The sequence below is a fragment of the Janthinobacterium sp. GW821-FHT03C08 genome (assembly GCF_059420905.1).
In genome coordinates this window covers 275,175-297,892 of record NZ_JBWKUP010000007.1, presented here as the reverse complement: position 1 = coordinate 297,892, position 22,718 = coordinate 275,175, and the positions used below count along the sequence as shown (strand labels likewise).

General features: G+C 65.0%; 20 protein-coding genes. 15 read left to right on the top strand and 5 right to left on the bottom strand.

All coding sequences use genetic code 11. The features are described 5' to 3' along the window. Window positions 1-46 precede the first annotated feature (46 nt). From AC07VL_RS12325 to AC07VL_RS12310, 4 genes are all read right to left on the bottom strand, one after another. Window positions 47-754: an anaerobic ribonucleoside-triphosphate reductase activating protein gene (locus AC07VL_RS12325; protein WP_494806100.1), complete on the bottom strand. Its 708-nt coding sequence runs from the start codon at window positions 752-754 to the stop codon at window positions 47-49. Continuing rightward, the gene (nrdD, locus tag AC07VL_RS12320) at window positions 744-944 is read right to left on the bottom strand and encodes an anaerobic ribonucleoside-triphosphate reductase (RefSeq protein ID WP_494806099.1); all 201 of its coding nucleotides are present in this window, start codon (window positions 942-944) and stop codon (window positions 744-746) included. The genes AC07VL_RS12325 and nrdD overlap by 11 nt, the downstream gene beginning before the upstream one ends. Next, the gene (locus AC07VL_RS12315; RefSeq protein WP_494806098.1) at window positions 941-2,689 is read right to left on the bottom strand and encodes a ribonucleoside triphosphate reductase; all 1,749 of its coding nucleotides are present in this window, start codon (window positions 2,687-2,689) and stop codon (window positions 941-943) included. The genes nrdD and AC07VL_RS12315 overlap by 4 nt, the downstream gene beginning before the upstream one ends. A 119-nt stretch (window positions 2,690-2,808) precedes the next feature. Continuing rightward, a complete protein-coding gene (locus tag AC07VL_RS12310; protein WP_494806097.1) occupies window positions 2,809-3,225 on the bottom strand; it encodes a hypothetical protein in 417 nt (138 codons plus the stop codon). 162 nt (window positions 3,226-3,387) lie between these two features. Here AC07VL_RS12310 and ubiU point away from each other — a divergent pair, with 162 nt between their 5' ends. The 3 genes from ubiU to ubiT are packed head-to-tail and all read left to right on the top strand — an operon-like array spanning window position 3,388 to window position 5,897. Further along, on the top strand, window positions 3,388-4,425 hold the full coding sequence (gene ubiU / locus AC07VL_RS12305; RefSeq protein ID WP_494806096.1) for a ubiquinone anaerobic biosynthesis protein UbiU: 1,038 nt from the start codon (window positions 3,388-3,390) through the stop codon (window positions 4,423-4,425). A gap of 9 nt (window positions 4,426-4,434) precedes the next feature. After that, window positions 4,435-5,331, top strand: coding sequence for a ubiquinone anaerobic biosynthesis protein UbiV (gene ubiV / locus AC07VL_RS12300; protein WP_494806095.1), 897 nt, complete (start codon window positions 4,435-4,437; stop codon window positions 5,329-5,331). Window positions 5,332-5,351: 20 nt separating this feature from the next. Next, entirely contained in the window at window positions 5,352-5,897 is a 546-nt protein-coding gene (gene ubiT / locus AC07VL_RS12295) for a ubiquinone anaerobic biosynthesis accessory factor UbiT (protein ID WP_494806094.1), read from the top strand. A gap of 25 nt (window positions 5,898-5,922) precedes the next feature. Here the strand turns inward: ubiT and AC07VL_RS12290 are convergent, their stop codons facing one another. Continuing rightward, the gene (locus AC07VL_RS12290) at window positions 5,923-6,186 is read right to left on the bottom strand and encodes a heavy-metal-associated domain-containing protein (RefSeq protein WP_494806093.1); all 264 of its coding nucleotides are present in this window, start codon (window positions 6,184-6,186) and stop codon (window positions 5,923-5,925) included. 248 nt (window positions 6,187-6,434) lie between these two features. Between AC07VL_RS12290 and AC07VL_RS12285 the strand changes: the two genes are divergently transcribed. The 12 genes from AC07VL_RS12285 (at window position 6,435) to AC07VL_RS12230 (ending at window position 22,646) form a co-directional block, all read left to right on the top strand. Beyond that, window positions 6,435-7,313, top strand: a complete 879-nt coding sequence (locus AC07VL_RS12285) for a substrate-binding periplasmic protein (RefSeq protein WP_494806092.1) — start codon at window positions 6,435-6,437, stop codon at window positions 7,311-7,313. 260 nt (window positions 7,314-7,573) lie between these two features. Further along, window positions 7,574-9,256 carry an aspartate-alanine antiporter gene (gene aspT, locus AC07VL_RS12280; RefSeq protein WP_494806091.1) on the top strand — a complete coding sequence of 561 codons (1,683 nt, stop codon included), beginning with the start codon at window positions 7,574-7,576 and terminating at the stop codon, window positions 9,254-9,256. 79 nt (window positions 9,257-9,335) lie between these two features. After that, window positions 9,336-11,024: an aspartate-alanine antiporter gene (gene aspT / locus AC07VL_RS12275; protein ID WP_494806090.1), complete on the top strand. Its 1,689-nt coding sequence runs from the start codon at window positions 9,336-9,338 to the stop codon at window positions 11,022-11,024. 72 nt (window positions 11,025-11,096) lie between these two features. Beyond that, entirely contained in the window at window positions 11,097-12,710 is a 1,614-nt protein-coding gene (locus tag AC07VL_RS12270) for a bifunctional aspartate transaminase/aspartate 4-decarboxylase (RefSeq protein WP_494806089.1), read from the top strand. Between the two features lie 177 nt (window positions 12,711-12,887). After that, complete coding sequence (locus tag AC07VL_RS12265) at window positions 12,888-14,309, top strand: TolC family protein (RefSeq protein WP_494806088.1); 1,422 nt, start codon at window positions 12,888-12,890, stop codon at window positions 14,307-14,309. Then, window positions 14,309-15,283, top strand: coding sequence for an HlyD family secretion protein (locus tag AC07VL_RS12260; RefSeq protein ID WP_494806087.1), 975 nt, complete (start codon window positions 14,309-14,311; stop codon window positions 15,281-15,283). The genes AC07VL_RS12265 and AC07VL_RS12260 overlap by 1 nt, the downstream gene beginning before the upstream one ends. A 6-nt stretch (window positions 15,284-15,289) precedes the next feature. Then, window positions 15,290-16,471, top strand: coding sequence for an ABC transporter permease (locus tag AC07VL_RS12255; RefSeq protein WP_494806086.1), 1,182 nt, complete (start codon window positions 15,290-15,292; stop codon window positions 16,469-16,471). Further along, window positions 16,468-17,628, top strand: coding sequence for an ABC transporter permease (locus tag AC07VL_RS12250; RefSeq protein ID WP_494806085.1), 1,161 nt, complete (start codon window positions 16,468-16,470; stop codon window positions 17,626-17,628). The genes AC07VL_RS12255 and AC07VL_RS12250 overlap by 4 nt, the downstream gene beginning before the upstream one ends. A 187-nt stretch (window positions 17,629-17,815) precedes the next feature. Then, on the top strand, window positions 17,816-19,396 hold the full coding sequence (locus AC07VL_RS12245) for an AAA family ATPase (protein ID WP_494806084.1): 1,581 nt from the start codon (window positions 17,816-17,818) through the stop codon (window positions 19,394-19,396). Next, window positions 19,393-19,878: a hypothetical protein gene (locus tag AC07VL_RS12240; RefSeq protein ID WP_494806083.1), complete on the top strand. Its 486-nt coding sequence runs from the start codon at window positions 19,393-19,395 to the stop codon at window positions 19,876-19,878. The genes AC07VL_RS12245 and AC07VL_RS12240 overlap by 4 nt, the downstream gene beginning before the upstream one ends. Before the next feature lie 9 nt (window positions 19,879-19,887). Next, a complete protein-coding gene (locus AC07VL_RS12235; protein WP_494806082.1) occupies window positions 19,888-20,859 on the top strand; it encodes a hypothetical protein in 972 nt (323 codons plus the stop codon). Beyond that, a complete protein-coding gene (locus tag AC07VL_RS12230; protein ID WP_494806081.1) occupies window positions 20,856-22,646 on the top strand; it encodes a VWA domain-containing protein in 1,791 nt (596 codons plus the stop codon). The genes AC07VL_RS12235 and AC07VL_RS12230 overlap by 4 nt, the downstream gene beginning before the upstream one ends. Window positions 22,647-22,718 lie beyond the last annotated feature (72 nt).

Here is a 22,718-nt window from a genome sequence, read left to right as displayed (position 1 = left end):
GAACGGGTAATTTTGCGGGGCTTTCGGAAATTATGTGTCTGCCGCTTCAAATGCCATGATTACGGAATGTAAAACGGGGAAACATGGCGCCGATTTGCGCCAGGGTGCGCGCCGCCGGATAGCCGTGCAGGGGACGGCCGGCCAGCGCCGCATCCTGGCAGCCGTCGGGCCGGAACTGCTGCAGCACATAGTGCTGGACGCCGCTGGCGGCCAGGGTGGCGGCCAGGGCCAGCAGCTGTTCGTCCGGCAGCAGATCCGGGTGCGCGGTGGTGCGGCATTCATGGGCCACGCCGCTGGCCAGGATGGCGTCCAGGCAGGCGCGCGCCGGCTCGCCGCTGCCGGCCACGCGGGTCACAAGACGATAGTCGGCGAACGGCGCCTTGATGTCGAAGCCGACCCAATCGACCAGGGGCAGCACTTCCTGCAGGCGCTGGGGGTAGATGCAGGCCGTGTGCAGGCCGATGCCGAAACCCAGCGCCCGGGCGTCCAGCATGGCTTGCGCCAGGCCCGGGTCCATGCAGGCTTCGCCGCCGCTGAAGACGACGGCGTCGACCAGGCCCACCCTGCGGCGCAGCCAGGTCAGGACGTCCTGCCACGGCATGGCGCCGTCCCGTGTGCGCGGCTGCAGATGGGGATTGTGGCAATAGCCGCAACGCCAGGGGCAGCCCTGCACGAAGACGACGGCCGCCAGCCTGCCTGGATAGTCGCTGGCGGAAAAGGGCGTCAGGCCGCCCACTTTCAGTTCAGCCGCCATGGCAAGCGGGCAGGCCGACCTTGGCGCTCGCTTGCGTAAAATACTGGCGCTCGTGGAATTCGCCCTGCTTGCCGATGTTGAACGAGGCGATGGGGCGATGGTAGCCCATCACGCGGGTCCAGATTTCGCAGCGCTGGCGTTCGCTGTCGGGCAGGGTGGTGGCGGGAGTGAAGTCGGGACGTGCATTCATGGCGTTTCCTCAAGTGATGGAGCAGGGTGGGCCTGCTTGCGGGCGATCAGTTCCGCGTCGCAGGTGGGACAGAATTCATGCTTGCCTGCCAGGTAGCCGTGGCGCGGACAGATGGAAAAGGTGGGCGTGACGGTGATGTAGGGCAGAGAAAAGCGGCTCAGGGCGCGTTTTACCAGTTCGCGGCAGGCGTTCGCGTCCGACAGCGCTTCCGTCATGTACAGGTGCAGCACGGTGCCGCCCGTGTACTTGCGCTGCAGCGCGTCCTGCAACTCCAGCGCCTCGAACGGGTCGTCCGTGTGGCCCACGGGCAGTTGCGAGGAATTCGTGTAGTACGGGTTGTCGGGCGTTCCTGCCTGCAGGATGGCGGGATAGCGCTTGCGGTCTTCGCGCGCGAAGCGGTACGTCGTGCCTTCGGCCGGCGTCGCTTCCAGGTTGTACATATGTCCCGTCTCTTCCTGGAATTGCAGCATGCGGGCGCGCACGTGGTCGAGCAGGCGGATCGCCAGCGCATGGCCCTCGGGACTCGTGATGTCATGGGCGTCGCCGCTGAAATTGCGGATCATCTCGTTGATGCCGTTCACGCCCAGCGTGGAAAAGTGGTTGCGCAGGGTGCCCAGGTAGCGCTTGGTGTAGGGGAACAGGCCTTGTTGCATCAGTTCCTCGATGGTGCGGCGCTTGATTTCCAGGCTGGTCTTGCCCAGTTCCAGCAGGCGGTCGAGGTCCGTCATCAACGCCGCTTCGTCGCCGCGCCATCGGTGGCCCAGGCGCGCACAGTTGATCGTCACCACGCCCAGGGAACCCGTCTGCTCGGCGGACCCGAACAGGCCATTGCCCCTTTTCAGCAGTTCGCGCAAGTCCAGCTGCAGGCGGCAGCACATGGAGCGTATCATGTTCGGCTTGAGTTCCGAATTGATGAAATTCTGGAAGTAGGGCAGGCCGTAGCGGGCCGTCATCTCGAACAGGCGTTCCGCATTCTCGCTATGCCAGTCGAAGTCCTCGGTGATGTTGTAGGTGGGGATGGGGAAGGTGAAGACGCGGCCCCTGGCGTCGCCCGCCATCATGATCTCGATGTAGGCGCGGTTGATCATGTCCATCTCCGCCTGCAGCTCGCCATAGCGGAAGTCCATCTCCCGGCCGGCGATGACGGGCACCTGCTCGCGCAAGTCCTCCGGGCAGACCCAGTCGAAGGTGAGATTGGTGAACGGCGTCTGCGTGCCCCAGCGCGACGGCACGTTGAGGTTGAAGATCAGCTCCTGCATGTATTGGCGCACGTCTTCGTAGCGCAGGCTGTCCTGGCGGATGTACGGCGCCATGTAGGTGTCGAAGGAACTGAAGGCCTGCGCGCCGGCCCACTCGTTTTGCAGGGTGCCGAGGAAATTGACGATCTGCCCGATGGCGCTCGACATGTGCTTGGGCGGGCTTGACTCGATCTTGCCCGGCACGCCGTTCAAGCCTTCGTGCAGCAGGGTGCGCAGCGACCAGCCGGCGCAGTAGCCGGCCAGCATGTCGAGATCGTGGATGTGCAGGGCCGCTTCGCGGTGCGCCGCGCCCACGTCCGGCGGATACACCTGGTCCAGCCAGTAGTTGGCGATGACCTTGCCCGACACATTGAGTATCAGGCCGCCCAGCGAATAGCCCTGGTTGGCATTGGCATTGACGCGCCAGTCGCTCCGTTCCAGGTATTCATTGATGGACGCGGCGACATCGACCTGGCCGCGCGGGGTGGGAACTGCGTTTGTCGTCATGAAACCTCCAATAAACACAACATGCGGTGTTTTCATGGAGATTAGTCACTAAATGTAGTGGCGTCAAAGGGCGCGCGCAGCGGCTTGCCGAATCCTTGATGCAGGTGAAAAAAAGCGCCTCAGCGGCTTTTTTTCGCGCCCACCTGGCGCAGGATCAGCCAGGCGGCGCCAAACCAGGCAGCGCCGCAGAGGGCGATGCCGACGACGGAGGCGGGCAGCACGTGCATCCAGATTTCCAGCGCCGAGTAGGTGCTCCAGCTGGCCACGCGCGCGTCGAAAGTGACGTAATTGGCCAGCAGCCAGTACACGGCCAGCATGCCTGTGCACAGGCTGGCCTGGCGCAGCGCGGACACCTGGCGGCGCGCAAGGACAGCTTGCAGGAACAGCAGCAGCACGCCGGGCCAGGCGCCCAGCACCTCGGGCGACAGGATGGAGAGGGACTCGGCATCGTAGCCGTCGGCGGGCGACGCCCACTGTATTTGCAGCACGGTGAGGAACAGGGTCAGCAGGAAGATGAGCAGCGGTTTGCGGGGCATGGCGGTCGGGGGAGCAGGGGGAAAGGTGGGGCATTTTACAGCCAGGTCAAGCAAGTTGAAGGTGCGCCAGCCGTGCGCGCATTCCTTCACCTGCGTCAAGGACTGGGCGGCATGGGCGGGGCTATAGTCTGCACCCTGAGCCGATACAGGACTGAGAACACCATGATGCTTGAATCAACCCCCGCCACCTGCGGGGCCGGACCGCTGGAACTGGTCTGCCCCGCCGGCAGCCTTCCTGCCTTGAAAGCGGCCGTCGACAATGGCGCCGACACCGTCTACCTGGGCTTTCGCGACGCCACCAATGCGCGCAATTTCGCCGGCCTCAATTTCGACGAAAAGGCCATCGCCGAAGGCGTGCGCTATGCCCATCAATATGGGCGCAAGGTGCTGCTGGCGCTGAACACGTATCCGCAGCCGCACAACTGGGCCGTGTGGCGCAGCGCCATCGACCGCGCCGCCGAAGCCGGCATCGACGCCATGATCGTGGCCGACCCGGGCCTGATGGCCTACGCGGCCCAGCACCAGCCGCAGCTGCGCCTGCACCTGTCCGTGCAGGGCTCGGCGACGAATTACGAGGCCATCAACTTCTATCGCGAGCACTTCGGCATCGCTCGCGCCGTGCTGCCGCGCGTGCTGTCGATGGCGCAGGTCGAGCAACTGATCTCCAAGACGGACGTCGAGATCGAGGTCTTCGGCTTCGGCAGCCTGTGCGTGATGGTCGAGGGGCGCTGCGCGCTGTCGTCATATGCGACGGGCGAGGCGCCAAATACGCACGGCGTGTGCTCGCCGGCGAAATCCGTGCGCTGGCTGGAAACGCCGAACGGCCTGGAATCGCGCCTGAACGGCGTACTGATCGACCGCTACGCGCCCGGCGAAAACGCCAGCTATCCCACCCTGTGCAAGGGGCGTTTCGAAGTCAACGACGAAGAGTATTACGCCATCGAGGAGCCGGCCAGCCTGAACACCCTGGCGCTGCTGCCGCAGCTGATCGCCATGGGCGTGCGCGCCGTGAAGATCGAAGGACGCCAGCGCAGTCCCGCCTACGTGGCGCAGGTGACGCGCGTGTGGCGCGAAGCGATCGACGCCTGCCGCGAAGGCAATGCGCGCTACGTCGTCAAGCCGGGCTGGATGGCGGCCATGGACAAGCTGGCCGAAGGGCAGCAGCACACCTTGGGCGCGTATCACCGCTCCTGGAAATAGAGGATGAACATGTTAAAACTATCTTTGGGCCCCTTGCTGTACTACTGGCCGCGCGCTACCGTCTTCGAGTTTTACCAGCAGATGGCCGCCACGGCCGTCGATATCGTGTATCTCGGCGAAACCGTGTGTTCGCGCCGGCACGAGCTGCGCCTGGCCGACTGGCTCGATATCGCCGACATGCTGGCCGCCGCCGGCAAGGAGGTGGTGCTGTCGACGCAGGCGCTGATCGAGGCGGGCGCGGAACTGGCGACCCTGCGCCGCATCACGGGCAATGGCCGCTACATGGTCGAGGCGAACGACATGGGCGCCGTGCACTGCATGGAAAAGGGGGGGGCCTTCGTCGCCGGTCCCCATTTGAACCTGTTCAATGGTCCCAGCCTGCAATTGCTGGCGCGCCTCGGTGCGCGGCGCTGGGTGATGCCGCTGGAAATGGGGCAAGCGGCGCTGGCGGAAATGCAGCGCCAGAAGCCGGACGGCCTGGAGACGGAAGTCTTCGCCTATGGCCGCATGCCGCTGGCCTTTTCCGCGCGCTGCTTCACGGCGCGCAACCGCAACCTGCCGAAGGACGATTGCGGCTACAGCTGCCTGGAAGAGCCGGACGGCCTGCTGCTGCGCACGCGCGACGAAGTGCCCTTCCTCGTGCTCAACGGCACGCAGACGCAGTCGGCGCTCGTCTACAACCTCGTGCGCGAACTGGACGCCATGCGCGACATGGGCGTGGGCGTGGCGCGCATCAGCCCGCAGGCGATGAACACTGAAAAAGTCATCGCCATCTTTGACCGCGCCCGGCGCGGCCAGGTCAGCGGCATCGGCGCCCAGGCCCAGCTGGCGGCCTGCCAGCCGGCCGGCGCCTGCGACGGCTACTGGCATGGCCAGCCCGGCATGGAACAGCGCACCGCCCATTGATCGCCTCGAAAGGAACTACCATGCAAGAGCAACTGGAAAGACTGCCCATTCCCGTCCCGGCGCCCGTTGCCGCCACGCCCGGCCCGTGCAAGGGGGGACCGTCGTACCGCCTGCCCGAACCGCTGGCCGAACTGCTGTCCAAGCTGCCGCCGTATCCCGCTTCCTGGCTGTTCGTGCAGGGCTTGAACCGCTTGCTGGCGCCGCAATTGCCCGATGACGTGCGGCGCAGCCTGGAAGGGCGCTGCCTGCGCCTGCGCCTGCTGGACGCGGGCATCGCCTTCGATTTCGAGTGGCAGGGCACGGTATTCGTGGCCGAGCGCTATGTGGACGTGCCGGAGCTGTGCATCGCCGCCAGCGTGCACGACCTGATGCTGCTGGCGCGGCGCCAGGAAGACCCGGACACGCTGTTCTTCAGCCGCCGCCTGAGCCTGGAAGGCGATACGGAGCTGGGCCTGCTGTTCAAGAATACGCTCGACGCCATCGAACTGCCGCCGTTCGACCTGCATGCGCTGGGGCCGCGCCGCGTGCTGGCCCATTTGCGCGACCGGGGTGCGCGGGGAGGGTGAGCGGCAGGAGCGCGGCAGGCGGGGTTCAGTGGCGGCAGTGGCCGCAGGCGCCGCTGCACGAGGCCAGCTGTTCTTCCTCCGTCGTCTCGCCCATGAAGCCGGCGTCGTTGACGGCCGCCAGCAGGCGTTCCTGCGTGGCCAGCCGTTCGTCGAATTGCACCGTGGCGCCGTGGCGGGCCAGGGAGACGCACACGGTGGCCACGCCGGCGACCGCTTCGAGTGCGCCCGTCAGCCGGTCGGCGCAGCCCTCGTGGTCCATGCCGATGATGTTCAAGCGTGCTGTTTGCATGTGTTCCTCTTGTTTTTCAAATAAAAAAACAGCGTAGGCGAGGGGCGCGCATGCCGTCCAGCGCCGCACGCAAGATTTATTTTCTATTTGCGCTTTTATTGATCTGGATTAATTCTTCCCTGCCCGGTGTTCCCGTCTATTGCTGTTGTTTTGTACACAGTTTCCACATTCCAGTCGACAAGCCATCCTCGCTGCGCGATACTGTCATTCTGATAAGAACGCGATGAAAGCGCTGGAAAGGAGGGGCCATGCGGCGCCGTCCCGTGCTCATGCTTGCCTGCCTGTGGCCGCTCGACAGGGTCCTGGCTGCCCCGGCCGCGGTGCCGCAGCCGCAAGCGCTCGTCTATCCGCGCCACCAGGCGCTGGACGATCCCCAGCAAGCCTATGTCACGGCCTTGCTGCAGCTGGCATTGGAACGCTCGGGGCACGCTTACGCGCTGCGCCGCTCCACCTTGCGCATGGTGCAGACGCGCGCCATGCAGGAGATCGCCACGGCGTCGGGCAGCGTGGATATCGTCTGGGCCATGACCAGCCGCGCGCGCGAAACGCAGCTGCTGCCGGTGCGCATCCCCATCGACCGGGGACTCATCGGCTGGCGCGTGGCCCTGATCCAGGCGCGCCAGCCGCAGCTGCTGCGCCAGGTGCGCAGCCTGGCGGGCCTGGCGCGGCTGTCGGCCGGGCAGATGAGCGACTGGCCCGATGCCGCCATCCTGCAATCGAATGGCTTGCGCATCGATACTTCCAGCACCTACGAAGGCCTGTTCCAGCAACTGGCGGCGGGCCGCATCGATTACTTTCCCCGTTCCGTGATCGAGGCGCAAAGCGAACTGGCCAGCCATGCGCAGCTGCCGCTGGCGCTCGACAGCCACCTCGTCATCCGCTACCCGGCGGCCCTGTACTTCTTTGTCGGCAAGCACCGGCCGGAGCTGGCGCGCCATCTGGAAACGGGGCTGGAGAAAATGCTTGCCGATGGCAGCTTCGGCCACTTGTTCCAGCGCCATTTCGGCCGCCTCGCGGACGCACTGAAACTGCCGCAGCGGCACGTGCTGGACTTGCTCAATCCCGACTTGCCGGAGGAAACGCCACTGGCGCGCAAGGCACTCTGGTATCGTCCCAAACATTACTAATAGTATTGTTGATCAGTGTCAAACAAGTCATTCAATCGTGCGCAGCTTGTTTGATGAAACGCAAGACGAGTTCAACAGAACACCTGTTGACACTTATAAAATTTTCACCGAACATCATTCCTGATAACAACTTTTCCCCAGCACGGCCCCCAGGGCCGGTGTGGCGCGGGACTGTGTACGCCCGTTCAACAGCAAGCCTCTGCCAGCCTGAGAACGCCCGGATTTCCGTAACCATCGGTCTCTTTTTCGAAGGTTTGCCCATGCTCGATTCGATCGCGTCGGTATTGCACCAGGTTCCGGAACTGGCCTTGTTTCTGGCGCTGGCGCTGGGCTACGCGGTGGGGCAGATACGCTTCGGACCCATCCAGCTGGGCGGCGTGTGCGGCACCCTGATCGCCGCGCTGCTGATCGGCCAGGTGGGCATCACGCTCGACGCCAGCGTGAAGAACGTCTTCTTCATGCTCTTCATCTTTGCCCTCGGCTATGCGGGCGGCCCCCAGTTCTTTGCCAACCTGAATGCCAAGGGCTTGCGCCTGGGCATACTCTGCCTGATCGAAGTGGTGGCCGTGCTGGCGCTGGTCTTGCTGGCCACGCGCCTCATGGGACTGGACCAGGGCACGGCGGCCGGCATGATGGCGGGCGCGGCGACCGAGTCTGCCGTCGTCGGCACGGCCACGGACGCCATTTCCAAGCTGGCCCTGCCCGTGGCGCGCATCGCCGAGCTGCAAGCCAACGTCGTCACCGCGTATTCGATCACGTATATCTTCGGCCTCATCACCATCGTCATCATCACCAGCCAGATCTTCCCGCTCTTGCTGCGCGTCAACCTGCGCGAGGAAGCGGACAAGCTGTGGGCGCAGATGGGCGGCGCGCAGGCGGGCGCCGACGACTTGCCGGCGACGCCGGAAATGGTGGGCCGCGCCTACCGCATCAGCCGCGGCGCGGGGCGGCGCCTCGACTCGCTGCAAACTATTTTCGCGGGCCGCGCCAGCATCACGCGCGTGCGCCGCCATGGCAAGGTGTTGCCTTTGGAACCGGCGCTGCGCCTGCGCGCCAACGACGAGGTGCTGGTGATCGGCCACCGCCCCGCGCTGGTGGCGGCCGAATCCATCCTCGGCGACGAATTTGCCGATACGACGGGCCTGAACATGGCCGTCTCCGCCGTCGAAGTGGTGCTGCAGCAAGCGTCGCTCGTGGGCCAGCCGCTGCGCCAGCTGGCCTTGCCCGCCGGCGTGCACGTGGCGGCCGTCATCCGTGGCGAACACAGCATGCCACCGCTGCCCGACCTGGCCATGCAGCGCGACGACGTGCTGCGCCTGTACGGCACGACGGAAGGGCGGGAATTGAACACGGCGCTGGCCGCCATCGGCAAGCGCGTGCCCACGGGCGACCGCAGCAATATCGTGTATGCCAGCATCGGCATCGTGCTGGGCGTGTACATCGGCGGCTTCAGTGCCAAGCTGGGCGGCATTCCCTTTTCGCTGGGCACGGGCGGCGGCGCCTTGCTGACGGGCCTCGTGTTCGGCTGGTACCAGGCGAGAAAACCGGGCATGCCGGGCATCCACCCGAGCGCGCTGGACATGATGAAGGATATCGGCCTGGCCACCTTCATCGCCTGCGTGGGCCTGGCGTCGGGGCCGCAGGCGATCGACCTGATCCGCCAGTACGGCCTGTCGCTGCCCCTGATGGGCGTGCTGATCGCCGCCGTTCCCGCCACGATTTCGCTGTGCGTGGGGCACTTTTTCCTGAAACTGGAAGCGCCCGTGCTGCTGGGGGCCATTGCCGGCCAGCAATGCAGTACGCCGGCCCTGTCCGCCGTGCAGAACGCGGCCGGCAATTCCACGCCCTTGCTGGGCTACACGATCACGTATGCCATCTCGAACGTCGTGCTGCCCCTGCTGGGGCCGCTCATCGTGGCCCTGGCCGGCTCCGTGCACGCCTGAGGCGGGGGCTGGCGCATGGGACAGCAGTAAAGAGTTGTCGTCGCAGTAAAGAATTCCTTCAAAACGAAAGGCGGTCAGCATGGAATGGTTGCACGAGTTATTCAAGAAGTCGCCTGAAATTGCCCTGTTTCTCTCCCTGGCAGTGGGCTACTACATCGGCAAGATCAAGTTCGGCTCCTTCCAGCTGGGCGGCGTCGCCGGTTCACTCCTGGTGGCGGTGCTCGTCAGCCAGGTGGGCGTTGCCATCGATCCTGGCGTCAAATCGGTGCTGTTCGCCCTGTTCATCTACGCCGTCGGCTATGAAAGCGGGCCGCAGTTCTTCAATTCCCTGGGCCGTCAGTCCGTGCGCGAAATCATCCTGGCCGTGGTGCTGGCCGTGACGGCGCTGCTGACCGTGGTCATCATGGCCAAGATCTTCGACCTGGACAAGGGCCTGGCGGCCGGCGTGGCGGCGGGTGGCTTGACGCAGTCGGCCATCATCGGCACGGCGGGCGACGCCATCGCCAAGCTGGGCCTGGCGGCGGACGAAGTGGCGCGCCTGCAGGGCAACGTGGCCGTCGGCTATGCCGTGACCTATGTGTTCGGCTCGTTCGGCGCCATCATCGTCTGCGTCAACATCTTGCCCAAGCTCATGGGGCGCACCATCCGCGAAGACGCGATCAAGGCGGAAACGGCGTTGCAGGCAGGCGTGCAGGTGCTGGGACCTGGCCAGACGCCGGCCGCGCCCGACCTCATCGGCCGCATCTATGAAGTGGGCCCGGGCGCCGGCCGTTCCGTGACGGAAATCGAAAGCGCCAATCCGAACACGGCCATCACCATCGAGCGCGTGAAGCGCAACGGCCAGGTCATCGACGTCAGCCCCGACCTGGTGCTGGCGGCCGATGACATCGTGCTGCTGGTGGGCCGCCGCGAAGCCATGCTCAGCGTGTCTTCCCAACTGGGCAAGGAACTGCATGCCGTCGAAGGCATGGAACTGGTGATGCAGCGCCGCGACATGGTGCTGACCAACAAGATCTATCACAACAAGACGGTGGGCGAGATCCGCAACGCGACGGCGCCGGGCGTGCGTCACGGCATCTTCGTCGTGCAGCTGAGCCGCATGGGCAAGATCCTGCCCATGCAGTCGGAAACCGTCGTGCAGACGGGCGACGTGGTGACCATCTATGGCGCCGAGCAGGACGTCAAGCGCGTGGCGGCCGAAGTGGGCTACATGATCGTGCCAAGCGCCAAGACGGACTTCGTCTACATGGGCGCCGGTCTCGTCGTCGGGCTGCTGGTGGGCTTGCTGGTGGCGCGCATCGGCTCGATTCCGCTGACCCTGGGCAGCGGCGGCGGCGTGCTGCTGTCGGGCCTGGTTTTCGGCTGGTTCCGCGCCAAGCGCCAGACCTTCGGCTACATGCCCAGCGGCGCAGTGCAGATCCTCAAGGATCTGGGCCTGGCCGGCTTCGTCGCCGTCGTCGGCCTCACGTCCGGCCTGCAAGCCGTGGAAACGGTGCGCCAGCATGGCCTGACCCTGTTCGGCGTGGGCGTCGTCGTCACCATCCTGCCGATGATATTGACCATGCTGATCGGCCGCTACGTCTTGCGCTATGACAACGTTGCCGTGTTTGCCGGTGCATTGTCCGGCTCGCGCAGCGCCAATCCCGCCTTCGGCGAAGTGCTGAACGCGGCGCAAAACTCGATTCCCACCGTGCCATTTGCCATCACCTATGCACTGGCCAACGTTTTCCTGACCTTGCTGGGCCCGCTCGTCGTGGCCTTTGTCTGAGTCAGCGAGTATCTGTACTATCCAGGCCGCCCGCACGGGGCCTCCTCACTTGTCTAATAAGGAGTAGCAAAAATGGATTTCAGTAACCCAAGCAAACTCGCCCTGTTGAGCCCATTCGAACTCAAGGATGCGCTGATCCAGACGGCCAAGCAAAGCAACCGCCTGATGCTCAACGCGGGCCGCGGCAATCCGAATTTCCTGGCGACGACGCCACGCCACGGCTTCTTCCAGTTCGGCCAGTTCGCCATGACGGAGGCGGAACGTTCCTATGTGTACATGGAAGGCGTGGGCGGCTTCCCCACGCGCGACGGCATCGAGGCGCGTTTTGAAATCTTCGTGCGCAAGAACGACGGCACGCCGGGCGTGCATTTCATCGAGGCGGCCGTGTCCTACGTGCGCGACCAGCTGGGCCTGAGCGCAGGCGACTTCATCTACGAGATGTGCGAAGCCATCCTCGGCTGTAACTATCCCGTGCCGGACCGCATGCTGCGCCTGTCCGAGAAAATCGTCGGCCAGTATATTCACCGCGAAATGGTGGGCGAGCACCCCTTCGTCGGCAATTTCGACATGTACGCGGTCGAGGGCGGCACGGCGGCCATGACGTACCTGTTCGCCAGCCTGAAATCGAACCACATCATCCAGGAAGGCGACACCATCGCCCTGGGCATGCCGATCTTCACGCCCTATATCGAAATTCCCCAGCTGAACGACTACAAGCTGAACACCGTACACATTGATGCGCCGCAATCGAACAATTGGCAATTCACAAAGAAAGAGCTGGACAAGCTGCTCGACCCGAAAGTCAAGGCCTTCTTCCTCGTCAACCCCAGCAATCCACCGTCCGTCAAGATCGATGACGAGACCCTGGAATACATCGCCAAGATCATCAAGAAGCGCCCGGACCTGATCATTTTGACGGATGACGTGTACGGCACGTTTGCCGACAATTTCGTCTCCCTGTTCGCCATCTGCCCGTACAACACCATCCTCGTGTATTCGTTCTCGAAATACTTCGGCGCGACGGGCTGGCGCATGGGCGTGGTGGCCACGCACGAGAACAATATCCTCGACGAAAAAATCGCCAAGCTGCCGGAAACCGTCAAGAAGCAGCTCGACGCGCGCTACCATTCCATCACGACGGAGCCGCGCAAGCTCAAATTCATCGACCGCCTGGTGGCCGACAGCCGCACCGTGGCGCTGAACCACACGGCTGGCCTGTCCACGCCCGTGCAGGCGCAGATGACCCTGTTCTCGCTGTTCTCGCTGATGGACGAGGAGCAAAAGTACAAGCAATCGATGAAACATATCGTGCTGCGCCGCAAGCAGGCGCTGTACCGCGAACTGGGCTTGCCGATGGTGCACGACGCCAACTCCGTGCGCTACTACCATCTGCTCGACATGGAATCGCTGGCCGCGCAAATGCATGGCGAGGAATTCTCGCAGTGGCTGCTGAAAAAACTCAAGCCGAACGAAGCGCTGTTCCGCCTGGCCGAGGAAACGGGCGTCATCCTGCTGCCGGGCCGCGGTTTCGGCACTACGCACCCGTCGGGCCGGGTGTCCCTCGCCAACCTGAACGAATACGACTACGCCAACATCGGCCGCGCCATCCGTGGCATGGCGTCGGAATTCTTCGCCGTGTTTGAAAAGGAAAAAGGCGGCAAGGGTGCCAAGAAAGCGAAAAAATAAGCTTTTTACGCATTGATCGACGGTAACGGGCGCCCCGCAAGCGGCGCCCGTTTTTGTTTGTCAGCTTGCGTAACCAACAGTGCAGGCTGGAATGGACATCCGTGGATATAATTGCTATTGTGAAAGTATAAACATGGCAACCCCGTGCTTTCCCCTCATTCATTGACTGGACGCTACATGGGCAGATTGCAAGGACATTTATTATTGGCTGGCGCGCTGGGTATCGCGTTGCCGGCGCTGGCGCAAGTGCCGGCCGGCGCGCCTTTGAGTTTCAACGAGGCGCTGCAGCAAGCCGCTTCTGCCTCGGGTGCCGTGCAGGGCGCCGTGCTCGACGTGCGCGCGAAAACATTAAAGGCCGAGGCGCTGTCGAACATCGACGGCCCCTCTGTGGACTTGACGGCGTTCCGCGGCCGCCTGTCGACGGACTTGAATATCGATACGAGCGGCCTGTCCGGCGTGGTGGGCGGCATCGAATCCGTGCTGCCGCCCATTCCCGGCTTGCCCAAGCCACAGATTCCCAATTCCCTCAGCCGCGAAGTGGTGACGGACCTGACCTCGTTCGGTTTGCTGGGCATGTGGCCCATCTACACGGGCGGCCGCCTGGACGCCGTCAAGGGACTCGCGTCCAGCCTGACCCAGGCGGCGCAGGCGGAGCGCGTGGAAGCGGAAGAGCAGCTGACCACCCTGGTGGCGCAGCGCTATTTCCAGCTGCTGCTGGCCAAGCGCGTCGTCGCCGTGCGGGCCGAAGTGACGGCCGGCGTGACGGAGCACCAGCGCGACGCGGCCAGGCTGGAAAAGGGCGGCCTGATTTCGCGCGCCGAGCGCCTGCGCGCCGACGTGGCGCTCGACGGCGCCCGCAGCGACGAGGCGCAGGCGCGCAGCGACGAGGAAATCGCCCAGGTGGCACTCGATCGTTTGCTCGCCGTCAATACGCAAGTGCGCCCCAGCACGCCATTGTTCGTCAACAGCTTGCCCGTCGGCACCTTGCAGTCGTTCATCAGCACGGGCATGCGCGAAAATGCGAACTGGAAAAAGATCGACAGCAAGCGCGCGCAGGCCGAACAGGCCCTGAAGCTGCACGGCAAGGAATACACGCCCACGGTGTTTGCCGTCGGGAACTACAACTTGAACCGCGGCAGCGAAAAACTCGTGCGCTCGAACTGGGCCATCGGCCTCGTCGTGGCCGTGCCCCTCGTGCACCGCATCAACACGGGCAAGATGATCGCCGCCGCCAAGCTGGACCAGGAGCGCGTGGAAGTGGTGGCGCGCCAGGCCGAGCGCGACATTCCTACCCTGATCGAAAAGAACTGGCGCGCGCTGGAAAACGCCCGCATCCAGTACCTGTCCACGGCCTCGTCGGTGGAGCTGGCGCGCGAAAATATCCGTTTGCAGACGGTGGCCTTCCAGCAAGGGCAAGTGACGTCGCTGGAAGTGGTCGATGCGCGCCTGAACCTGGCCAAGGTCGAGACCCAGCGCGCGCAGACGGCCTATAACTATGTGATGGGACTGGCGCAACTGCTGGAAGCGACGGGCGAAACGCAGCGCCTGGGCAGCCTGGCGGCAGCGGCCGATATCCAATTACCTGTGGACACCAAATAATGAGCACCTCCAAAAAACCATTGGCCATAGTCGCCGCCATCCTCGTCCTGGGCTTCGTGGGCTGGGGCTTGTACCAGGCGTTCCAGCCGCAGCGCCTGCCCTTGCAGGGACAGATGGATGCGCAGGAAGTCAATGTTTCGTCAAAAGTGCCGGGCCGGGTGGGCGAGCTGTACGTCAAGCTGGGCCAGAACGTGGCCAAGGGCCAGCTGCTGTTCCAGCTGACGAGTCCGGAAGTGCAGGCGAAGATCGCGCAGGCGACGGCGGCCACGCAGGCGGCCGATGCCGTGGCGAAGAAGGCGGAAGCGGGGGCGCGTCCCGAGGAAGTTGCCGCCGCGAAAGCCAACTGGGAACGGGCGCAGACGGGGGCGAACATCGCCAGGACCACCTATACCCGCGTCAACAATATGTATGAGCAGGGTGTGATCGCCCAGCAGAAGCGCGACGAAGCGCAAGCCCAGTGGCGCGCCGCCGAGCAGCTGGCGCAGGCGGCCCGCGCGCAATATGACATGGCGCAAAAGGGCGCCCGTCCGGAAGACAAGACGGCCGCCGCCGCCCAGGCGCGCCAGGTGGGCGCCGTGCTGACCGAAGCGCAGATCGCCCTGGCCGAAACGAAGATCGCCGCGCCGGTGGCGGGCCAGGTCAGCAAGATCCAGATCCAGCCGGGCGAACTGGCGCCGCAAGGCTTCCCCGTCATTACCATGGTGAACCTCGATGACGCCTGGGCCGTGCTGCAGGTACGCGAGGATGAAATGGGCGCGTTTTCCATGGGCAGCACGCATACGGCAAATGTGCCGGCCTTGAAGCAGCAGCTGAGCTTCAAGGTCAGTTCCGTGGCCGTGCTGCCCGACTTCGCCACGTGGCGCGCGGCCCGTCCGGGCGGCACGGACTTGCGCACGTTTGAAATCCGCCTGCGGCCTGCCATCAAGGTCGACGGCTTGCGCCCGGGCATGTCGGTCGTCTTTCCGCCGCTCTGATAGCCGATGAGCGAAGCGGATAAAGGGCAGGGTTCGGCGCTGGCGCGCGAGTGGGCGCGGCTGCGCGGCGACTTCTGGGACTTCGGTATGCTCAGCTGGATTCCGGTCGTGCTGTGCGGCATCCTGTGGCTGGTGTTTTCCGCCGGCATCGCACGCGACTTGCCCATCGTCGTCATCGATAACGATAATTCCACCCTGTCGCGCCAGCTCACGCGCTGGCTCGACGCCTCGCCCGGCATCGCGGTGGCGGCGAAGGTGGCCTCCAGCGACGAAGCCCTGCATCGCTTGCGCGAGCGCACGGCCTTCGGCTACCTGGTGATCCCCGGTGATTTTGAGAAGAAATTGCTGGGCGGCCGCCAAGCCACCGTGCAATGGCTGTACAACGCGCAGTTTTCCTCGCACGCGGGCGCCTTGCTGCGCGACGTGCGCACGGTCAGTACGACCTTGTCGGCCGGCATCGAGATGACGGCCCGGGTCAAGAAGGGCATGGCGCCCCTGCAGGCGGCGGCCCAGTTCGAACCGATACGCACCACCCTGAACAGTTTATATAACGAAAACATCAGCTATGAAGCCTTCCTCACGCTGGCCTTGATGCCGTCCATGTTGCAGATTTTCATCGTCGTCGCCATCGTCACGAGCATCGGGCGCGAATTGCGCGACGGCACGGTGCCGCATTGGCTGGCCTCGGCCCATGGCAGCTGGCTGCGCGCCGTGGGCGCCAAGCTGCTGTTTCCCCTCGTCGCCTACTGTGCGCTGGCGCTGCTGTACCTGCTGTTTTTCAGCCTGGCGCGGGGCTGGGCCGTGGCGGGCAGCCTGCCGGCGCTCCTGCTGAGCATGCTGCTGCTGGTCCTGGCCTATTGCGGCCTGGCTACCTTGCTGATCGCCGCCACCCTGTCCATGCGCCTGGCCCTGTCCGGCGCCGCGTTCATTACGGCGCCGGCCTTCGCCTTCGCGGGCCAAGCCTTTCCTTTGCTGTCCATGCCGCCGCTGGCGCGCGCGTGGGCGGAAGCCTTGCCGCTCACACATTACCTGCAGCTGCAAACGAAATACTGGCTGGCCGGCGCGCCGTGGCGCTATGGCGTGCAGGAAATGCTGATACTGGCCGGTATCGCCATCGGTTGCGGCGCCTTGGGCCTGTTCCTGCTGGCGCGCCGCGCCAACGCCCCGGCTGCCTGGGGGCGCACATGATGTGGGCCGCCTTCCGCGCCACGTGGCGCGCCATGCTGACGGACAAGGGCGCGCTGACCTTGCTGTTTATCGGCGGCATCATTTACTCGTTCTTCTATCCCTTGCCGTATTCGACGGAAATCGTCCAGCGCGTGCCCGTGGCCATCGTCGACCAGGACCGCAGCGCCATGTCGCGCCAGCTGACGCGCTTTGCCATGGCCCATCCCTCGCTGCAGGTGATTGCCGTCACGCCGGACTTGCCCGTCGCACAGGATTTATTGTGGCGCGACAAGGTCATGGGCGTCTTGATCATTCCCGACGGCTTGCAGACGGACGTGCTGGCCGGGCGCGCCGCCCACGCGCAAGTGGCGGGCAATGGCTTGTATTTGATGCTGAACAAGGTGGCCTTGAATGGCCTGGCCGAAGTGGTGGGCACGGTGTCGGCCGGCATCGAGATCAAACGCCTGGGGGCGGGCACGCCATCGACGGTCCAGGCCAACGAGCAGCGCTCGCCCATCGCCTTCGACGCCGTGCCCCTGTTTAACGTGCGCGAAGGCTATGGCGCCTACGTCGTGCCCGGCGTGGCGACACTGATCGTCCAGCAGACCTTGCTGATTGGCATGACCATGCTGTTCGGTACCTGGTACCAGCGCAAGAGTTTCCCTTTTGCAGGCAAGCGCACGGCCGGTGGCTACCTGGGCATGCTGCTGGCGTTTGCTTCCGTGGCCTTCCTGAATTGCTGCTATTTCTTCGGCTTCGTCTTCTGGTTCCAGGATTACCCCCGTGGCGGCAATTTCGGCGGCATGCTCTTGCTGCTGGTGCTGTTCTCGCTGTGCGAGGCGGCGTTCGGCATGCTGCTGGGCATGCTCTTCCGCACGCGCGAGCGGGGCACGCAGCTGATGATCGCCACCTCGATGCCCGTGCTGTTCCTCGCGGGCCTGACGTGGCCCGTGTCGTCCATGCCCATCGTGCTGCAATGGCTGCGCTGGCTGCTGCCGTCCACGGCCGGCATCCAGGGCTTTGTCGCGCTCAACCAGATGGGCGCCTCGCTGCATGAAATCCGCCATGAAGTGGCGGGCTTGCTGGCCTTGCTGCTGGCCTGCGTGGCGCTGGGCTGGTGGCGCTGGCGCAAGGTGGACGAAACCGTTGTCGATTTGAACAAGGCCGAAGGCACTTGATATGCAATAATTTCATTTCCACATTAAATAACAACGCCTGACAAAACCGTAGCGAGCGGAAGGAAGGCTCGGCGCCCCCGTTGGCTCGAGAAGTGCAACTGTACGAAGGTACGGGGACGCCGAGTCAGTGAGCATCGCCGGCCGCAAATACCGACGCGCAGTAGGTTTTGACAGGCGTTAAGCAAATATGTCTGCATTCAATTTGTTCCAGCGCCTGTCCCAAGCCCCCACCAAGCCCAAGGCCGCGCCCGCCGCGCGGCAGTTCGACGTGGCGGATTTGTACCAGGGGCCCATCGCGCTGGGCGCGGAAGGCGAGGCGCAAGCGCGGCCTTTCGATGAAAAGCTGCGCCAGGCGTATTTCTGGATCGTCAACCACGCCATCATCAGCCCCCATTACGATATCGAGTACAACGACGGCCCATCGCAGACGTATTCCGTGGGCGACAGCCGCCGTACGCTGAACCTGCCGTCGGCGCAAAGCTATTCCAGCTTCATTTTGCTGCCCCTGCTGACGTTTGCCACGCGCCGCAAATGCCTGTTCGTCGGCGGGCCGGGGCGGGGCAAGACGGCCAGCGCCTTGCTGATGGGCGTGCTGGCCGGTTCGACGGTGAAAGAAGTGAAACGCGCCATGCAGCATGGCCATCCGCAGATGACGGTGGCCGACTTGCTGGGCAACCCGCTGCCGGCGGACCTGGTCAACGCGCAAAGCATGGACGACATCCGCATCGCCTGGCGCGCGTGGCTGGGCATGCGCGTGAAGATCGTCGATGAATACAACCGCATCCCCACGCGCACGCAAAGCGCGCTGCTCACCGTCATGGGCGACAATTACGCGGAAGTGCTGAACCACATTTACGAATGCCCGGAAGCGGCCTGGTATCTGACGGCCAACGACGACCAGGGCGGCGGCACCTACCAGGTGATCGAGGCGCTGCGCGACCGGGTCGACGTGACGGTGCAGGCGCTGGCCTTCAACCCCCGCTTCTTGAATGAGCTGCTGCTGCGCGTGGAAGAAAACGTGCGTCCCGAAGAGCTGGTGCCGCCCGATATCATCTTCACGGAAGGGGAAGTGGACCAGATCGGCAACGATATCCGCCAGGTCGTGGTGCCCGAGGCCGTGCGCCGCCGCCTGGAATTTTTCGCCAGCCAGTTCGAGCTGTTCGAGACGGCGGGCGGCCAGTTCGAATACATGACCAAGGATACGGCCCGCCTGGCGGGCGCCGACCGGGGCGCCGCGCAGGCGGCCGACAATGGGCGCGACCGCCTGAAGGACCTCGGTTGCCAGACCTTGAACGGCATCTCCGTGCGCACCTTGATGGCGCTCCTGATCTACGCCAAGGCCATGGCATATTTTCGCGGCAATGGCGAAGTGGCGCTGGATGACTTGCGCCAGGTGCTGCCGTTTGTGCTGCATAACAAGCTGCAGCCGGACCCGGACGCGCCATTCTTCGCGCTGCCGGAAAATGCAGCCTACCGCAGCGACAGGCTGGGCTGGCTGCGCCGCCTGTTCGACTTGTCCAACGATGAATTCAACCGCCTGGACCTGGACCGCGACGATCCCGTGGGCGTGCTGTCCGCCGAATTCGACCTGGGCCTCGACGGCGTCAGCGAGCGCGAAACCCTGGCGCGCCTGAACCGCATCGAAAAGCTGATCGGCGATCGCACGAAGGGGCGCAAGCTGTACGGCCCCCTGTACGACGACCTGCTGAAATTGAAGTATCTGCATCAGCGCTATACGAATTACCGCAGCTGGCTGCGTTCGCAATGAATGACGCGCTGAATATCGATCACTGTCGGGGCTTTCTCGATGCGCTGGCCAGGTTGAACAGCGAGGCCAGCGACCTGTGCGCGAGCTACGAACTGCAGCGCCTTCCCGACGCGCCCGACCTGGCCACGGCGCTGGGCATGCGCGTGGAGGATGACGCCTTGCATATGAGTGCCCCGGCGCGTGACTTGCCGGCCCCCCTGTGGCAGATCACGGTGGCGCCGTGCGGGCGCGCGCAGCTGGAGCAGATATGCCAGCGCTGGTTCTTCTCGTCGGAGCACATGCGGGCGGCGCCGCCGGAGCGTTTTCGCGCCTGCCTCGTCAACGTCTTCCTCGAAGCGCTGGACATGTCGCTGGCCGGATTCACTACGCACGCGGTGACGATGGCCTTGCCGCCCGGTGTCTGGTATGCGATCCACTGGGACGAGATCGCGTTCGAATCCGGGAACGAGCGCTATCTGCTGCATTTTTCGCACAGCGATTGAGGAGGAACAATGATTTCTCCTGCCTTTGCGGCCATCCTGGCCAGCGGCCGCGCCCAGTTCAATGCCCGCGCAGCAGAAGCGCGCCGGCGCTTTCCCGCGCTGGACATGGTCGCCTTCGGCGCCTTTTTGCGCGACGGCGTCGATCCGCTGGTGGCGGCCATGGCCGCCGCTGCGCCCGAGCGCGCGGGCGGCGTCACCCTGGCCGCCTACGACATGGCGCTGGAACTCGTCGGCCATGGCCTGGCGGGACCGGCCGCGAAAAATCCCTTCTTAAATACCGTCTGGCGGGAGCTGGCGCCACAGTTTTCTTCGCTGCTGGCGGCGGCGCCTGTCGAGGTGCTGGGCATGCTCAGCAACGCGGCCATCCACCTTGGCGCCGTGGCGGGCGCGCGGCCCGCGCAGTGGCAGCGCGAGCTGGCCGCCCTGGCGCCGCAGGTCGCGACCGTGGCGCAGCTGCGCGCCGTGGGCCAGGTGCTGGCCTGGCGTGCCGGCGTGGCACATTTCCGCCAGGGCGCGCTGGCCGCCGCCGACACCTTGCCACAAGCGCTGGCGCTGGCCGCCTTTGGCGAGCCGGGCGCGCAGTGGCCGCAAGTCCGCGCGCAGTTGCTGGCCAACCCCTGGCGCGGCAATGCCGATGGCCGCGAATTCGGCAGCTTCACTGGCCTTGGCGGCGACTTTGGCACGCCGCCGCAGGTGCGCGCCACGCCGGACGGTTTTGCCGTGCGCAGCGGGGAGCGCCATTATCTGCTGGTGGCGGACGCCTATGGCGCCGTGCTGCATGGCGCCACGGCGCAGGAGTTTGATCATGCGCAAACGGGCGCGCCGGCGTCCGTGCGCCTCGACGGGGCGGCCTTGCACGTCGGCGCGCGCAGCATTGCGCTCGACCTGCCGCCAGGCGACATTGCCATCGCCGCCAATGCGCATACGGTCGCCGTCACGTCACCGTGGACGCATGCCATCCGGCTGCTGCCGCTCGCATGAAGAACGATGCCGACACCGCGCTGATCGACGCCTGGCGCGCCGCCTGGCCCGAAGCCCTTGCCGTGTGGAGCAAGTTTACGCGGCTGCGCGATCCCAGCCTGTGCGCCAGCCGCGTCGAAGCCGGCGAGCAGGGTTTGTCCGGCAGCTTCGCCATGATCCGCCTGCTGGACCAGAGTGTGGTGGTCGACTTGCCGCTGGTGACGGAACTGGGCCTGGACGACTATGCGCTGGAAATCCTCGCCCATGAAATCGGGCACCACATCCTCGCGCCGGGCAGCGCCAGTGACCAGTTCCGCCTGCTGGCGCGCATGCGCCGCGCCTTGCCCACCCTGGAGCAGCACGCGCCCATGGTGGCCAACCTGTACACGGACCTGTTCATCAACGACCGCCTGCAGCGCCAGGCGAACCTGCGCATGGCCGACATCTACCGCAAGCTGCAGCAGGGGCGGGAGGCGGCGGAGGATGGCAAGGCCAAGGCCAGCGGCGGCGTGTGGACCCTGTACATGCGCATCTATGAAAACCTGTGGCAGTTGCAGAAGGGCGACCTGGGAGGAGGGCAGGCCGATGAGCGGCTGGATACGGATGCCTGGCTGGGCGCTCGGCTCATTCGCGTGTATGCCAACGACTGGATGCTGGCGGCGGGCCGCTTCGCCACCTTGCTGCTGCCCTATCTGGTGGACGATACGGACGCCCTGGACCCGAGCCGCTATCTGCAGGACACGCGCGACGCTGCCCGTGGCTGCCAGACGTATGGCGCGCAGCAGATCGAGGATGACGAGGAGGGCGGCGCCATCCACCCCGTTCACGACAAGCGCATCTCGGGCCTCGATGGCGATGAGCCGCAGGCCGAGGCGCCGGCCCGGCCGGGCGGCGGCCAGCTGCGCGAACCGTTCGAACTGGGCGATATCTTGAAGGCGTCGGGCGTGGACTTGAGCGACCATGAAATCGCCATCCGCTACTACCGCGAGCGGGCCTTGCCGCACCTGGTGGCGTTTCCCCGCCGCCCGGCTCCCGAGTCGCAGGAACCGCAGATGGAAGGGCTGGAGCCATGGGAAATCGGCGACCCGCTGGAAGACATCGACTGGCTGCAATCGGTGCTGCAGTCGCCGCGTCCCGTGCCGGGCGTGAGCACCGTGCGCAGGGTCTATGGCCGCGAACCGGCGCGCGCCATCGACGCCGTGCCCGTCGACCTGGACATGTACGTGGACAGCTCCGGCTCCATGCCGAACCCGCAGGCGCACACTTCCTTCCTGACCCTGGCCGGCGCCGTCATCGCCTTGTCGGCCCTGCGCGCCGGCGCGAAAGTGCAGGTGACCCTGTGGAGCGGCAAGAACGAGGTGATGCAAACGCCCGGCTTCGTGCGCGATGAAGACCTGATCCTCGGCGTGCTGACGGAGTTCTTTGGCGGCGGTACCTGTTTCCCCATCCATTGTCTGCGCAAGACCTATGCGGCCAGGCGCGAACGGCCCGCGCACATCCTGATGATTTCCGACGACGGCATCACCACCATGTTCGACAAGGATGAACTGGGCAACAGCGGCTGGGATATATCGGCGAAGGCGCTGGCCCAGGGCGGCGCGGGCGGCACCATGGCCCTGAACCTGGCGCGCGACTGGGAAGGCGCGGCCAGCCACACGTGGCTGCAGCAGACCTGGCTGCAGCAGATCTACGACGACCTGAAACGCGCGCGCCGCGAGCAGGGCTGGGATATCCACGCCGTCGAGCGCTACGAGGACTTGCTGGACTTTGCGCGGGCGTTCAGCCGCAGGCATTATGTGAAGAGTTAAATAAGATGAATATGCGCAGCAAAATTCCGGGGTCAGACCCGGCGGGTCTGACCCCAGCATTTGCCGTTGGGT